The following is a 14354-nucleotide window of genomic DNA, read 5'->3' on the forward strand; positions in this document are numbered from 1 at the left end:
TAACCGATATATGATCGGCGCAGACAACCCAGCCGGAGAGCTTGCGGAAATGAACCTGAACAAGGTCGATCTCAACCTGTTTATTGTCTTCGATGCTATCTACACCGAGGCAAACCTGACGCGTGCCGGGCAGATCGTCGGCATCACCCAGCCCGCCGTTTCCAACGCACTGGCACGCCTGCGTGAAACCTTCAACGACCCGCTGTTCGTGCGTACCGCGCAGGGGATGGTGCCGACGCCGATGGCTCAGAACATCATCGGCCCCGTGCGCAACGCGTTGCAGTTGCTGCGGGTTTCGGTGCAGGAAAGCCGGACATTCAATCCGCTGCAGGCGAACAAGACGTTCCGCATCAGCATGACCGACCTCACCGAGGCGGTCGTACTGCCCCCGCTGTTCCAGCGCTTGCGCAGGCTGGCGCCGAACGTGAAGATCGAAAGCATGCTCGCCAAACGTCGCGAGACCACCAAGGAGCTGGCCGCCGGGCGACTGGACTTTGCGATGGACGCCCCGCTCAACACGGACCCGCAGGTGCGCCACGTCAAGTTACTCGAAGATCGCTACGTGTGCGCCATGCGTCGCGGCCATCCGCTGGCCAAGGACAAGCTCAGCGTCGAGGAATATCTATCCCTGTCGCACATCCATATTTCCAGCCGGCGCAGCGGCCTTGGAATGATCGATCTCGCCCTGGGCAAGATGGGCCAGCAACGCAAGATTGCCCTGCGTTCGCAGCACTACATGATGGCGACCCAGGTCATTCAGCACACCGATATGGCGGTGACGGTGCCCGAACGCTTCGCCCGTCGTCACGATCTGCATCAGGTGCCGCTGCCGGTGGATATTCCTCCGCTGGAAACGCACATCTACTGGCATGAAAGCACCGACCAGGACCCAGCCAACCGCTGGATGCGCGAGCAGATGATCGAGATCGCTCAGCAGGTCACGGCAGCGCAACGCGCCGAGTAGTCACACCGCCGGCAGGCCCTCTTGCCGGCATCCAGTCATGCGCTTTCGCGCATCACCACTTCGAAGCCCACATCGATTCGCCGTTGCGGCGGCGTATCGCCACGCATCAGGCTGAGCAGCATCTGCCCGGCCAGTGTGCCGATTTCGCCACGAATGGTCCGTACCGTGGTCAGCGCAGGATGCATCCAGGCGGCGGCCGGCAGATCGTTGAAGCCCGCAATTGCCAGCCGTTGCGGCACGGCGAGCTGCAGCTGCCGAGCGCGGAACAGCGCGCCCAGCGCCAAGTCGTCGTTGTTGAAGAAAATCGCATCGATCTGAGGGTGCTGCGCCAGCAGCCGGTCCAGCAATTGCGCGCCAAGGCCGATGGACGAGACCTCCGGCGTCAGCAGTTCGAACGCCGCGGCGTAGCCCGATGCGTCGCGCATCGCCTGGCGGTAACCCTCCGCACGTTGCAGTGTCCGCGGGTCGAGCTGGGCGGCAGCGAAGGCGATGTTGCGATAGCCCCGTTCGAGCAACTTGCCGGTCATCGCGGCGCCCGCTTCGTACTGGGAAAAGCCGACGCAATAATCCTCCTGCGCATCGCTCAGCTCCATCAGCGTCACGATCGGGCTGGTGTAGCTGCCGAGCACTTCCCTAGCGGCATCGCTGCGCTCGAATCCGGTGACCAGCAAACCGGCCGGCTGATGCGCCAGGTAGGCGCGCAACAGGCGTTCGTCCTCATCCGGCCGGTAATGGCTGACGCCGATCATCAACTCGTAGCCGGCCGGCATCAGCACGCGCTGAACCGCCTCCACCGTATCGACGAATACGGCGTTCGACAGCGATGGAATGATCACCGCGACCAGATTCGAGCGCGCGCTGGCGAGGTTTCGTGCCGCTGTGTGCGGGACGTAGCCCAACGCCTTGACAGCTGTCATCACCCGTTCGCGCAACGCGTCCGACACCCGCTCGGGTTGGGACAAGGCTCGCGAAGCGGACATCAACGAACAGCCGGCATGGCGGGCAACGTCCGAGAGCGTGGCCCGTTCCAGGGAACGACGGCGGCGAGAACTCATAGCGACATCCAACTACCAGGGACGAGAATTCTATAACGCGGTGGCGCCCCCTGCGGGGCGCAGGCCCTCACTTCGGCGCTTTTGCGATGGCCGCCTGGACTTCGTTGAACAGCGGCTCGCCCACGGTATCGACCACGGTCTGGATCGCCGGCTTGGCCTGCTCGCGCATACGCTGGATTTCCTCGGGGCTGACCTTGTTGATCGCCATCCCCTTTTCCTCGATCTGCGCCAGTGCTTCGCTCGCCTCGGCACGGGTGTCGGCGCGCTCCGAGTCGCGCGATTTCCGGGCCGCCTCCATGATGATGTTCTGCTCGGTTTCGGACAGACCGTCCCACCAGCGCTTGGACGCCGTAACGATCCACGGGCTATAGACGTGGTTGGTGACGCTCAGGTACTTCTGCACCTCGTAGAATTTGGACGACAGTATGGTGTTGTAGGGGTTTTCCTGGCCGTCGACCGCTTTGGTTTCGAGCGCGGTGAACAGTTCGGAGAACGGCAGTGGCACGGCGTTGGCGCCCATCTGCTTGAACGTGTCGATGAAAACCGGGTTGGGCATCACGCGCAGCTTGATGCCATTGAAGTCTTCCATCGTCTCCACGGGCCGCACGTTGTTGGTCAGGTTCCGGAAACCGTTCTCCCAGTAGACGAGGCCGACCAGGCCTTTCGCCTCCAGCGCATCCATCACCTTCTGCCCGACCGGACCGTCCAACACGTAGTCGGCTTGCTTCTCGCTCTCGAAGAGAAACGGCGTATCCCAGACGGCCATTTCCTTGGCGATGCCGACCAGTGTCGCAGTGGAGCCGACCATCATTTCCTGCGCGCCACCCATCAAGGCATTCTGCATCTGGTCATCCGAACCCAGGCTGGCCGAACCATAGGTGCGAACCTTGAGTTTGCCATCGGATGCCTTGGCGATTTCTTCGGCCAGTACCTTGGCCGCCCTTCCCTGGTTGCTGTCCTCGTTGAGCCCGTAACCGAAGCGGATCATTCGCGGGCGGATATCGTCAGCCGCCTGGGCGCTGACCGAGGCGATGGCACTGCCGAGCGTGGTGGCCGCCAGCGCGGCTATGAGAAAGCGTTTCATGCTGTCATACCTTTTGTTGTTGTGATGTGTGGGTTGGGAAGATGGGTTAGCGAGTAGCGCGACGAACCCGGTGCGGCCCTGTCGACCGGAACGAGCCTCACGGTTCAGCGCAGCCATTGCAGGGGCACGGTGATGATCGACGGTACGGCGACCAACAACCCGACGATGACCAGGTAGATACAGAAGAACGGTGTGACGCCGCGCACCAGCGTCTCCATGCGCAACCGCCCTATCCCACCGACGACGTTCAGCACCGTGCCGACGGGCGGGGTGATCAGTCCGATTGAACCGATCAGCACGAACATCACCCCGAAATACACCGGATCGATGCCGGCCTTGACGGCGATGGGCGCGAGCACCGGCCCGAGAATGAGGATAGTCGGCGTCAGGTCGAGGACCATGCCGATCGCGATCATCAACAGCATGATTGCGACCATCAACAGCTTCGGATCCTCGGCCAGCGGACCGAGCATCGAGGCAATCTCGTCAGGCAGCTGCGCCAGCGTGATCATGTACGCCGAGACGATGGCGGCGGCGCAGAGAAACATCACCGATGCCGTGGTACGGCTGGCGCGCGTCAGCACCTCGATCACCCCTGTCCAGCTGAGTTCACGGTACAGCAGCGTCGACACACCCAGCGCGTAGACCGCGGCTACCACAGCCGCCTCTGTGGGCGTGAACAATCCACCACGCAGGCCACCTACGATGATCACCGGCAACATCAGCGCGGCAGCACCATCGACCAGCGCCTTGCGTCGTTCGGCCCCAGTGGCCTTCTTCTGCGGTGGCTCTTCGATCTTGCGGGCAATCAGCGTCCACGCAATCACCAGTCCGACCCCCATGATCAGGCCTGGGACCATGCCGGCCAGAAACAGCTGGCTGATCGAGGTGTTGGTTACCACCCCGTAGATCACGAAGGGCATGGACGGTGGAATGATCGGCGCGATGATCCCGCCGGCGGCGACCAGGCCCGATGAAGAACTCAGCGGATAACCGCGCTCGCGCATCATCGGCAGCAGCAGTGTCGCCAGCGCCGCGGTGTCGGCCAAGGCCGAACCAGACATGCTGGCCAGGAGCACCGAGGCGGCAATCGCGACATAGCCGAGCCCCCCGCGCTTGTGCCCGAAATAGGCCTGCGCCATGTTGATGATCCGTCGCGAGATCCCGCCGGCATTCATCAATTCACCGGCCAGAATGAAGAATGGCACCGCCAGCAGCGGAAAGCTGTCCGCACCGGCCTGCAGATTCTGCGCGAGCAACTGCACGTCCCAGAAATCCAGATACCACATCAGTACCGCGCCGGTGAGTATCAGCGCAAAAGCGATTGGCATGCCGAAGGCCATGAAGCCAAACAGTGATGAAAGGAAGACCACGACAGTCATGCTGGAACCTCGGCGGGCGCTGCCCTGTTGTTATTGGAAGTCAGTCAGCCGTTACGTTTGCGTCAGCGCCGGATTGCTGCGGCTCACGACGCCAGACGTTGACCAGCTGCACCAACGCCAGCACCGTCAACGCCACCATGCTGGCCATGACCGGCAACATCGCAACGGCCAGCGGATAGCCCACCACCGGGCTGTTGATGTTCCAGCCAAACTGCATCTGGTTCCATCCACCCACAGCGGCCAGCCCGCTGGCGACCGCCACCATCAACCAACTGATGGAGTCGACCAGACGGCGGAACAATGCCGGGAAACGGTCACGGATCATGCTGAACGCCATCAGCTCGCCACGACGCATACTGGAGGCAACGCCCACGAAGACCAGCCAGACGAATGCCAACCGTGACAGCTCTTCGGCGCCAGTCCAGCCGGTACCGAACGCATAGCGCAGCACGACGCTGCTGAACACGACGACCACCATGAATGCGAGCAGCGCGGCCATCAGCCAGTCGGTCGCACGGTCGAACCCTTGGGCAATCCTTCCGCTGTAAATGGGCGTGGTAGTCAGCCCAGCGCCATGTCCCACCGCACTGTCGGCGCGATCAAGCGGCCCCGCGGAATGGTCTTCGCCCCCGGCAATCTCCAGGCCGGACGCGTTCATCCAGGCGACTATCTCAGCCGAAACGCGCTCGGGCGATTGGCTGGCATCGACCACCCGCACGCCGGGTTCGCCCTCGGGAGATTCGAGCGTGGCGAACTGGCTGTCCACCAGAGAAATGGGCATGAAGTGACCGGTGCGTCCGCCGACCCGCCGCACCGCCGTGTCGTAGTCGATTGACAGATGAGCGAAGCGCAACGAAGGCACCGCGTCGCGCAGCAGGTCGCGGTAGCGACGCTTGAGTGCCGAACAAGCGAGCACGAAGCCCACCTCATCCTCGATGGCGCGCTGCATCTCGGTGATGAGCTTGCGCAGCCATTCGACGCGATCGGCATCCGACAGTGGCGTGCCGGCGCGCATGCGAGCGACGTTTTCTTCGGGATGGAAATGGTCGGCTTCGATATGCCGAAAACCGAGTGCTTCGGCAACCGCGTGGCTGGTATCGGTCTTGCCCGAACCGCTGACGCCCATGATTACCAACGCGCGAAAGGACGCGGGAATATCGTTGTGGGAACGGGGATCCACTCTCGATCTCCAGCAGCATCGGTGTGCTGCGTTTATGATTGTCAAGCAAGATGGTAGCGCTAACATACGGCCGCCATAACTACCATTCGTCAGGAGTTGCGGTCGACAGGCGGTCGGGGCCACCAGGATGTCGCTTCGGTTTTGTCACGACCCTGACTACAATCGCCGCCGTATCCGAGGAGAAAACCAAACATGCCCAAAGCCATGGCGCGCCACATTCTGGTCAAGACCGAAGCCGAAGCCGCACAGTTGAAAAAGCGCATCGCCGGGGGCGAGGCATTCGATGTGCTGGCAAGGAAATATTCGACCTGCCCGTCCGGCAAGAAAGGCGGTGATCTGGGCGAAGTCCGTCCGGGCCAGATGGTCCGGAGCATCGATCAGGTGATTTTCAAGAAATCGCTGCGCGAGATACATGGCCCGGTGAAAAGCCAGTTCGGCTACCACCTGGTACAGGTGTTCTACCGCGACTGAACCGGGTTCTGCTCGGTCGCACCGAACCGTTGCAACTGCATTTCGTGCAACCGGCTCAGCGTGCGACGAAACGCAAACGATAGATAACCCTCGGTATACAAGGCGTCCAGCGGCACCTGCGCTTCCAGGTACAGCGGCACAGCGCGGTCGTAGCACTCATCGACCAGCGCGATGAAACGCCGGACCGCGTCGTCGCGGGCAGCCAGCTTCGGCAGCTCGCGATCCCCTGCCTCGACTCGCTCGGCGGCATCTTCGGTACCGCGCGCGATTCGCCCTGCCCTCTGCCGGCTGCCGAGCGCCGGTACTTCGCTGATCAGGATCGCCACAGCGCGATCGCACAGCTCGATGAAGTCCAACGCCGAAAATGGCTGCTCGCAGAGGTCGACGAAACGACACCAGACCACCGACTCGCTGCGCGCCACCGTCAGCAGCGGACGGCGCCCGAGGGTCAGCGGCTCGGAATCGATAGCCTGTCCCGCCGCCAGATCATCGAACACGGCCTGCAAAGCGCTGCTGCCCCCTGGCGTGCTGATCCAGTAACGCTGCCGCGCCGCGCCAGGACGCAGCCGATGGTCCTCGCCGCCGTCGACATTCACGACCTGCATGCACTGCTCGATAGCCTCGATGGCCGGCATGAAGCGCTCACGGTTGAAGCCATCGGCATACAACTGGTTTGGCGGCTGATTGGACGTGGCGATGATGACCACGCCCTGCTCGAACATCACCTGAAACAAGCGCCCCAGGATAATCGCATCGCCAATATCTCCCACGAACAGCTCGTCGAAGCACAGCACCCGGACCTCCTCGCTCAGCGTGCGGGCCAGTGCCTGCAGCGGATCGGCGGTTCCGTTGAGCTGGTAGAGCCGGATATGCACCCATCGCATGAAATGATGAAAGTGCTGCCGACGTGACGGCACCCGCAAGCTGCCGTGGAACAGGTCCATGAGCCAGGTTTTCCCACGTCCGACCGGGCCCCACAGGTAGATGCCACATGCAGGTTGCGGGGCCGCCGGGTCGTGCAGCGCTTCGTGGCATCGCTGCAGCAGATCGACCGCACGTAGCTGAGCGGCGTCGCTGGCGAAGCCTTGACGAGCAATGGCCTGCTGATACCGGGCTTGCGGCGATTGGTGGTCCATGCAGACAGGTCGTGAGTGAAGATGGCATGCGATGGTAACGCAGGCATGCCGCAAGGCGGGACGCGCCAGCGGGAAACTATGCGCGAGGCTGCCCGCCCATCAACCTGTCGGCCTGCAACCGTACCTGCTCGAGCAGTTCCAGTTGGGCTGCGGACGCCGCTTCCTGCGCTCTTGCCAGCGCATACAGCGGGACGGGAATCAGCGGCTCCAGAGGCCGTGCCTGGATACGTTGGTCGCCACCTGCCTGAGCGGTGATCGGGTCCACCAATGCCAGTCCCTGCCCGGCCGCGACCAGGGTGCGCGCCAGCTGGTAGGTCTGCACCCAGGTATCGATGCGCGGCGGCGGATCGAGGGCCTCCAGGTGTCCACGCAGCAGCCCGCCGAGTGCATCGCGCGTATCCAGACCGATCAACGGGGCATCGGCCAGTTGCTCGAGCCGAAAGGGTTGGGCAAGCGCTTGCTGCGGCCACCAGCCGGCCGGGGCGATCACCATCATCTGCCCTTGTGCGAGAACCTGGCTGCTCAGACCCGGATGCTCCACCGCTTGCAGCGTCAGCCCGAGATCGGCCTCACGCAGCAGCACCGCCTCGATGATTTCCGTGGTGTGCTGGGTTGCGAGGTGGCACTGAGTACTGGCAAAGCGTGCACGCCAGCGGCGCAGCGCTTCGGGAACCAGCGCCTGTGCCAGCGCCGGTGTGCAGATCAGCCGCAGTGCGCGCTCTTCACCCCGACCGATGTTACCGGCCAGCCGCCGGAGATTCTGCAGGTCTGCGGCAAGCCGCTCGGTTTCCTGCTGCAAGATGCGCGCTTCGGCGGTCGGCTGGAGCTTGCCCCTGACACGGCTGAACAAGGCGAACCCGAGCTGCTGCTCGGCATGCTTGAGGATCTTGCTCGCCGCCGGCTGGGAAATGTGCAGCAATTGGGCAGCAGCGGTCAGGCTACCGGTTTGCAAGATCGCCTGGAACAGTTCGATGTGGCGAAGGCGCATGGGCAATCCTCTGGGTGTACCGCAGGAGCATAACCTCCGGTTATGCCTCGCCTCCATCCTTTCATTGGCCGCTTCGCTCGCCTTGCTCCTAGGCTTGCTCCACGAGAATTCAGGGAGCGACACGATGCGAATCGCGGTTATCGGAGGCGGCGTCATCGGTCTGACCACAGCGTACGCGCTGGTTCGCCAGGGCCATCAGGTCGAACTGATCGAAAAGCGTGACCAGATTGCGCTCGAGACAAGCTTTGCCAACGGAGGCCAGCTGAGCTACCGCTACGTATCGCCGCTCGCCGACGCGGGTGTGCCTTTGCAGGCGCTGGGCTGGCTACTGCGCGGTAATGACGCCCCTCTGCGTTTCCGTCCGCGGCTCAGTACCGAGCAGTGGCGCTGGTGCCTGCGTTTTCTATTCGCCTGTCGGCGGTCAACCAATCGAAGAAACGCGGCGCACCTGCTGCGCCTTGCCCTGCACAGCCAGCAGATATTGCGTCGTTGGCGTGAAGAGGACGGTCTGAGCGATTTTGCCTGGCGCGCCAATGGCAAGCTGGTGATCTATCGTGACCGGTCGCACTTCGCCAAGGCAGCGGCCGGGCTCGACGAATCTGCGAACCAGTTGGTGCTCGATGCCCAGCGGTGCACCGAAATCGAGCCAGCCCTGCTTCCCCTGGCCAAGCAAATGCACGGCGGCATCTACTCACCCGGCGACGAGGTTGCCGACTGTCACTCGTTCTGCCGGCGGCTGCTCGAACGGCTGGAGCAATCACCGCGATTTCACTTGCTTTGCGGCCAGACGGTTACCGCGCTGCACCGCGAGCACGGCAGGATTCGTGCGTTAAGCCTCGGCCCGCAGCGGTTGGACGTGGATCAATTGGTAATCGCCGCAGGTACCGCCAGCGTGCCACTGCTTCGCCCGCTGGGGATCGACCTGCCGATCTATCCGCTCAAGGGCTACAGCCTGACGCTACCGCTGGCCCGTTATGCCGGGATTCCGGAAACCAACGTGACCGACTATGACAACAAGGTCGTCTACGCGCGCCTGGGCAACAGTCTGCGAGTGGCCGCGATGGTGGATATAGGCGGTTGGGATGCCGGACTCGATCGGGGCAGGATTGCCATGTTGCAGCGCCTCGCCAGCGAGACCTTTCCCGCCGCAGGCGATTATCGCAACGCCACGCAATGGGCAGGGTTACGGCCAGCAACGCCTGAGGGAACACCGCTGTTGGGCGCCACTGCGCTCGATAATCTCTGGCTCAACGTCGGCCATGGCAGCCTCGGGTTCACCCTGGCATGCGGCAGCGCCGACCTTCTCTGCGACCTGATCGGCGACCAGCGCCCCGCCGTTGCACTGGATGGCTTGACCCTTGCTTGATTCCACGACAGACCCGGGAGGAACCCACATGACCTTGCAGCGCATCAACACGAACGCACGCATGTCCGCCGCCGTCACCTTTGCCGACCTGGTGTTTCTCTCCGGGCAGGTGCCGGATGACCGCAGCGTTGACGCGACCGATCAGACCCGCCAGGTCTTGGCGAAAATAGACAGTCTGCTCGCCGCAGCCGGCTCTGATCGCTCGCGGATGCTCAGCGCGCAGATCTGGCTGAAAGACATCGAAGCCGATTTCGCAGCGATGAATGCGGTCTGGAGCGAATGGTTGCCCGAGGGGTGCGCACCGGCCCGCGCCACCGTCGAAGCCCGCCTCGCCTCAGCCGACGTGCTGGTGGAAATCATGGTGATCGCCACCTGCGCCTGAACCCCCGCGCCGCCTTGGCCCGGCGGTGGCAGGCGCGATGAGTGCTCGATCGGTATCGACAAAACGATGAATAACCCAACCGACAAGAAACATAAGAGGGAATCACGATGAACCAGAATATCCGTATCGGTCTGTTGAGCTGCATGCTGGCCGGCTCGCTAGGCGTGAACACCGGAATGGCCCAGGAGCGCTTCGTCACCATCGGTACCGGCGGCCAGACCGGCGTCTATTACACGGCGGGACAATCGGTGTGCCGCTTTCTCAACCGCGCCGAGGTACAGCCGGCAATCAAATGCAACGCACCCTCCACCGCCGGCAGCGTGACCAACATCGTCTCGCTGCAAAACGGCGAATACGAATTCGGCTTCATCCAGTCCGATCACCAGCACAAGGCGTTGAACGGTCTTGCCCCCTTCGACAAGGACGGCCCGATCGAAAAACTTCGCGCCGTTTTTTCGTTACAAACCGAGATTCTCACCGTCGTCGCCCGAAGCGACAGCGGTATCGAGTCGTTCGATGACCTCAAGGGCAAGCGAGTGAACGTCGGTGTGCCGGGCTCCGGCAGCCGGGACACCTTCGATGAGGTGATGAAGGCCAAGGGCTGGACCCATGCCGACTTCGCTCTTGCCGGAGAACTCAAGCCAGCAGAAATGGCCTCGGCGCTTGGCGACAACAACCTCGATGTGATCACCTACGTCGTCGGCCATCCCAGCGGGGCGATACAGGAGGCGTTGACCAATGTCGAAGCCCGGCTGATTCCCGTCAGCGGGCCGGAGATCGAAACCTTCCTGCAAGGAGCCGATTACTACACCGCGGCCGCAATTCCCGCTGGCCTATACCCCGGCGTAGAGGCAACGGTGCCCTCGATCGGCGGCAAAGCGGTGCTGGCGACGACGGCAGACACAGAGCCAGAGGTGGTGTATCAGCTGGTCAAAGCGGTGTTCGACAACCTTGATCGCTTCAAACGCCTGCATCCGGCATTTGCCGATCTGGAAGCCAAGGACATGATCCGTGTCGGCCTCACCGCACCCTTGCATGAAGGGGCCGAACGGTTCTACAAGGAAAAAGGCTGGCTGTAAGTCCGTTTCGCCGCCCCCAACCGGGCGGCGCATTGGCAAACGGCTTGGCTCGCACCGATCAAGCGAACCGCTTGTCGGCGGTCGATCGAGCTGTCATTAAGCTGTCGCACATTGCCCCTAGCGTCACAGTTCCGTCGATTACCCATGGAGCTGCGTCGTGACTGACGATAATCACACCATCATGTTCGGCAACGGCGACGAACCGCCGAGCAACCGTTCCGCCAACGCTCATATCCAGGACGTGGTCGATGCAGGGCGACGCAAAGTCCTGGCTGGCGGCGCGGCGCTGGGCGCGCTTGCCTTCCTCGGTGGCTTGCCCGCTATGGCCGGCACTGCCGAACCCGCCAGCGTGGGCGCTGGACTGCCCTTTCAACGGCGTAGCCGGCTTCCGTTTGGCGCGGTAAGCGTCACCAGGGCCGACACCGTCACGGTACCGGCCGGCTATACGGCGAAAGCCTTCATCGCCTGGGGAACGCCTATTTGCGGAAGTTATCCGGCGTACCTCGAAGATGCCAGCAACAGTGCTCATGATCAGGCCCAGCAAACTGGCATGCACCACGATGGCATGCACTTCTTTCCCATCGATGCGAAATTCAAGGGACGCAAGAGCGACCATGGCATGCTCGCGCTCAATCATGAGTACATCGACGCACCGCTGCTGCATCGCAACGGGCCAACGGTCGTGAATGGCAAACGCGTCGATGCCGATGAAGTCCGCAAGGAGATCAATGCCCATGGCGTATCTATCGTGGAAATCCGCCGTAATGTTCGCGGCGATTGGGCAGTGTTGCCATCAGCCCGCAATCGACGCATCACCGGCGCAACCCCGATGCGGATCGAAGGGCCCGCACGCGGCCATGATTTGATGAAGACGCGCTACAGCCCGAGCGGCACTTCGGCTCGCGGAACCCTGAATAATTGCGCCAATGGTCATACGCCCTGGGGGACCTATCTGACCTGCGAGGAAAACTGGGCCGGCTATTTCAGCAGTCGGGACGCCGAACTTCCTCGTCACTTGCAGCGCTACGGCGTCCGCTCGACGAGCCGTTACGGCTGGGAAACGGTTCAGGGCGACGAGTTCCAGCGCTTCGATGCAACGCAAACCGCCGAAGACGCCCGGGCCGACTATCGCAACGAGCCCAACACCTTCGGCTGGATCGTGGAAATCGATCCGTTCGACCCCGACGCCACGCCGGTGAAGCACACGGCATTGGGCCGTTTTGCTCATGAAGGCCTGGTGTTCGCACCCGTCAAACCGGGTTGGCCGGTCGTCTGCTATTCCGGGGACGACTCGCAGAACGAGTACATCTATAAGTATGTCAGCCGCGACAAATACCGCCCGCAACGCAGCGATGGGAGCCTCCTCGACGAAGGCACCCTGTATGTAGCCCGTTTCAACCCGGACGGCAGCGGTAACTGGCTCGCGCTGGATATCGACGATGCCGGCTTTCAGCAGGCGTGTGCCACTGCGGGTGTCGACTTCGTCGATCAGGGCGACGTGATGGTCAATACCCGGATCGCGGCGGACGTGGTCGGAGCCACGAAGATGGATCGCCCGGAATGGGGGGCGGTGCACCCGGACACGGGCGAGGTCTATTTTACCCTGACCAACAACAGCGCTCGGCAGGACGCCGATGCGGCAAATCCTCGTGCGCCGAACCTCTACGGTCATATCATCCGTTGGCGCGAAGCTGGACGGAACCATGCGGGCACGCGATTCAACTGGGACCTTTACCTGCTCGCGGGGCCAGAGGGTGACAGCCGCGACCCGCGCGGCAAGCCATTGAACGATGAAAACATACTGGCAAGCCCGGACGGACTCTGGTTCGACGCCGAAGGCCGCCTGTGGATCCAGACCGACATGAGCGGCAGCCAATTGAGCTCCGGCCCCTTTGGTAACAATCAAATGTTGGTGTCGGACCCCAGAACCGGCGAAACCAAACGATTCCTGGTGGGACCGCAAGGTGCCGAAGTGACAGGCATCACGGCGACACCGGACTTCCGCACGCTGTTCGTCAATATCCAACACCCAGGTGAAGGCTCGAGCGCCACCGAGTACACCAGCACCTGGCCCGACGGACCGGGTCGCAGGCCGCGCTCCGCCACGGTCATCATCAGCCGCGACGATGGCGGACGCGTGCTCTGACCCTAATCGCGCCCGGCATGCCCGGGCGCGACTAAACCGAAGACTTGCCTTCCGGCGTCGTGAACAAGCCCCATGTGGAGATGAACAGGGCGGCAATGAGCGGACCGATCACGAAGCCATTCAGCCCAAACAGGGCGAGCCCGCCCAACGTCGAAATCAACACCAGATAGTCCGGCATCTTGGTGTCCTTCCCGACAAGAATGGGCCTCAGGATATTGTCGACCAGCCCGATCACCAAAATTCCGTAAAGCGTAAGAATGACACTCTGCAGCACCATCCCCTTCATCAGGAAGTAGATGGCGACTGGCGTCCATATCAATCCTGCTCCGACGGCGGGGAGCAACGACAGGAAGGCCATCAACACGCCCCAGAGCAATGCCGCAGGGATGCCCAGAATGGCGAAGATCACCCCGCCGAGAAATCCCTGGGTGGCAGCTACCACGATGTTGCCCTTCACGGTCGCTCTGACCACACGGGTGAATTTGCTGAACAGCCTGCGCTTCTGATTGTCGCTGAGCGGCAGGGCACGCCTGATCCGCGCGACCAGCTCTCTTCCGTCTCGAATGAAGAAAAACAGCAAATAGAGCATGACGAAAAAGCTGACCAGGAACTGGAAGGTTCCCTGGCCAAAGCTGAATGCCTTGGTGGCCAGGAACTGGCTTCCCTCCAGCGCCCCACTTGCTAGGCGCTCGCGCACCTGATCGACATTCCCTAGACCGAACCGCTGCAGTTGCATCTCCACCGACGCCGGCAACAGCTCTTTCGCGCCCCCCACCAGGCTGCCGATGTCGAGCTCTCCGCTTTCGATCTGCTTATAGAGCGATGTGCCTTCCTGGACCAGCAGGCCAGTGATCAGTATGACCGGCAATACAGCGACAACCAGGCACACCAATAGCGTAACCAGGGCGGTCAGGTTTCGCCTGTTGCCCAAGCGTTGATACAGTCGGCGTTGCAGTGGTGAAAAGATGATGGCCAGGATAACCGCCCAGAACACGGCCCCGTAGAACGGGAAAAGTATCCAGCCAAAAGCAATGGTTACGACAAGCAACAGAGCAAGAAACACTTTTTGCTCAAGGGTCGAGTTCACGATCTACATTCCTATCGCTGCGGCTGTAAAGGTT

General features: G+C 62.3%; 13 protein-coding genes. 6 read left to right on the plus strand and 7 right to left on the minus strand.

Annotation, left to right across the window (positions count from 1 at the left end; translation table 11 throughout):
• Positions 1-49 precede the first annotated feature (49 nt).
• The gene (locus GQA94_RS16595; protein WP_158189051.1) at positions 50-964 is read left to right on the plus strand and encodes a LysR family transcriptional regulator; all 915 of its coding nucleotides are present in this window, start codon (positions 50-52) and stop codon (positions 962-964) included.
• A gap of 35 nt (positions 965-999) precedes the next feature.
• On the opposite strand, the gene GQA94_RS16600 is transcribed toward GQA94_RS16595, so the two are convergent.
• The 4 genes from GQA94_RS16600 to GQA94_RS16615 all read right to left on the minus strand — a co-directional run bounded on the left by GQA94_RS16600 (position 1000) and on the right by GQA94_RS16615 (position 5611).
• Entirely contained in the window at positions 1000-2019 is a 1020-nt protein-coding gene (locus GQA94_RS16600) for a LacI family DNA-binding transcriptional regulator (protein WP_158189052.1), read from the minus strand.
• A 67-nt stretch (positions 2020-2086) separates the two neighbouring features.
• Entirely contained in the window at positions 2087-3103 is a 1017-nt protein-coding gene (locus GQA94_RS16605; protein ID WP_158189053.1) for a TRAP transporter substrate-binding protein, read from the minus strand.
• A 104-nt stretch (positions 3104-3207) separates the two neighbouring features.
• Positions 3208-4485 carry a TRAP transporter large permease gene (locus GQA94_RS16610; protein ID WP_158189054.1) on the minus strand — a complete coding sequence of 426 codons (1278 nt, stop codon included), beginning with the start codon at positions 4483-4485 and terminating at the stop codon, positions 3208-3210.
• Positions 4486-4525: 40 nt separating this feature from the next.
• Entirely contained in the window at positions 4526-5611 is a 1086-nt protein-coding gene (locus GQA94_RS16615; protein WP_158190141.1) for a gluconokinase, GntK/IdnK-type, read from the minus strand.
• 246 nt (positions 5612-5857) lie between these two features.
• Between GQA94_RS16615 and GQA94_RS16620 the strand changes: the two genes are divergently transcribed.
• Positions 5858-6136: a peptidylprolyl isomerase gene (locus GQA94_RS16620; protein WP_158189055.1), complete on the plus strand. Its 279-nt coding sequence runs from the start codon at positions 5858-5860 to the stop codon at positions 6134-6136.
• Here the strand turns inward: GQA94_RS16620 and zapE are convergent.
• A complete protein-coding gene (gene zapE, locus GQA94_RS16625; RefSeq protein WP_158189056.1) occupies positions 6124-7272 on the minus strand; it encodes a cell division protein ZapE in 1149 nt (382 codons plus the stop codon). The genes GQA94_RS16620 and zapE overlap by 13 nt on opposite strands.
• Positions 7273-7348: 76 nt before the next feature.
• The gene (locus tag GQA94_RS16630; protein WP_158189057.1) at positions 7349-8260 is read right to left on the minus strand and encodes a LysR family transcriptional regulator; all 912 of its coding nucleotides are present in this window, start codon (positions 8258-8260) and stop codon (positions 7349-7351) included.
• 124 nt (positions 8261-8384) lie between these two features.
• On the opposite strand from GQA94_RS16630, the gene GQA94_RS16635 reads away from it, so the two are divergent.
• The 4 genes from GQA94_RS16635 to GQA94_RS16650 all read left to right on the plus strand — a co-directional run bounded on the left by GQA94_RS16635 (position 8385) and on the right by GQA94_RS16650 (position 13233).
• Entirely contained in the window at positions 8385-9626 is a 1242-nt protein-coding gene (locus GQA94_RS16635) for a D-amino acid dehydrogenase (RefSeq protein ID WP_158189058.1), read from the plus strand.
• A gap of 28 nt (positions 9627-9654) precedes the next feature.
• Complete coding sequence (locus GQA94_RS16640; protein WP_158189059.1) at positions 9655-10008, plus strand: RidA family protein; 354 nt, start codon at positions 9655-9657, stop codon at positions 10006-10008.
• A 107-nt stretch (positions 10009-10115) separates the two neighbouring features.
• Positions 10116-11087 (plus strand): TAXI family TRAP transporter solute-binding subunit, encoded by a 972-nt coding sequence (locus GQA94_RS16645; protein ID WP_158189060.1) that lies wholly within the window; start codon positions 10116-10118, stop codon positions 11085-11087.
• A 181-nt stretch (positions 11088-11268) separates the two neighbouring features.
• Positions 11269-13233: a PhoX family protein gene (locus GQA94_RS16650; protein ID WP_158190142.1), complete on the plus strand. Its 1965-nt coding sequence runs from the start codon at positions 11269-11271 to the stop codon at positions 13231-13233.
• A 31-nt stretch (positions 13234-13264) separates the two neighbouring features.
• On the opposite strand, the gene GQA94_RS16655 is transcribed toward GQA94_RS16650, so the two are convergent.
• Positions 13265-14323 (minus strand): AI-2E family transporter, encoded by a 1059-nt coding sequence (locus GQA94_RS16655; RefSeq protein WP_158190143.1) that lies wholly within the window; start codon positions 14321-14323, stop codon positions 13265-13267.
• Between the last annotated feature and the right edge of the window lie 31 nt (positions 14324-14354).

The sequence above is a fragment of the Stutzerimonas stutzeri genome, from assembly GCF_009789555.1.
GTDB classification, from domain to species: domain Bacteria; phylum Pseudomonadota; class Gammaproteobacteria; order Pseudomonadales; family Pseudomonadaceae; genus Stutzerimonas; species Stutzerimonas stutzeri_R.

Bases quoted from the DNA above. Each gene is read 5' to 3' on its own strand.
- GQA94_RS16605 (WP_158189053.1), bottom strand. From the start codon at position 3,103: ATGAAACGCTTTCTCATAGCCGCGCTGGCGGCCACCACGCTCGGCAGT.
- GQA94_RS16600 (WP_158189052.1), bottom strand. From the start codon at position 2,019: ATGAGTTCTCGCCGCCGTCGTTCCCTGGAACGGGCCACGCTCTCGGAC.
- GQA94_RS16620 (WP_158189055.1), top strand. From the start codon at position 5,858: ATGCCCAAAGCCATGGCGCGCCACATTCTGGTCAAGACCGAAGCCGAA.
- GQA94_RS16635 (WP_158189058.1), top strand. From the start codon at position 8,385: ATGCGAATCGCGGTTATCGGAGGCGGCGTCATCGGTCTGACCACAGCG.
- zapE (WP_158189056.1), bottom strand. From the start codon at position 7,272: ATGGACCACCAATCGCCGCAAGCCCGGTATCAGCAGGCCATTGCTCGT.
- GQA94_RS16650 (WP_158190142.1), top strand. From the start codon at position 11,269: ATGTTCGGCAACGGCGACGAACCGCCGAGCAACCGTTCCGCCAACGCT.
- GQA94_RS16630 (WP_158189057.1), bottom strand. From the start codon at position 8,260: ATGCGCCTTCGCCACATCGAACTGTTCCAGGCGATCTTGCAAACCGGT.
- GQA94_RS16595 (WP_158189051.1), top strand. From the start codon at position 50: ATGAACCTGAACAAGGTCGATCTCAACCTGTTTATTGTCTTCGATGCT.
- GQA94_RS16640 (WP_158189059.1), top strand. From the start codon at position 9,655: ATGACCTTGCAGCGCATCAACACGAACGCACGCATGTCCGCCGCCGTC.
- GQA94_RS16615 (WP_158190141.1), bottom strand. From the start codon at position 5,611: ATGGGCGTCAGCGGTTCGGGCAAGACCGATACCAGCCACGCGGTTGCC.
- GQA94_RS16645 (WP_158189060.1), top strand. From the start codon at position 10,116: ATGAACCAGAATATCCGTATCGGTCTGTTGAGCTGCATGCTGGCCGGC.
- GQA94_RS16610 (WP_158189054.1), bottom strand. From the start codon at position 4,485: ATGACTGTCGTGGTCTTCCTTTCATCACTGTTTGGCTTCATGGCCTTC.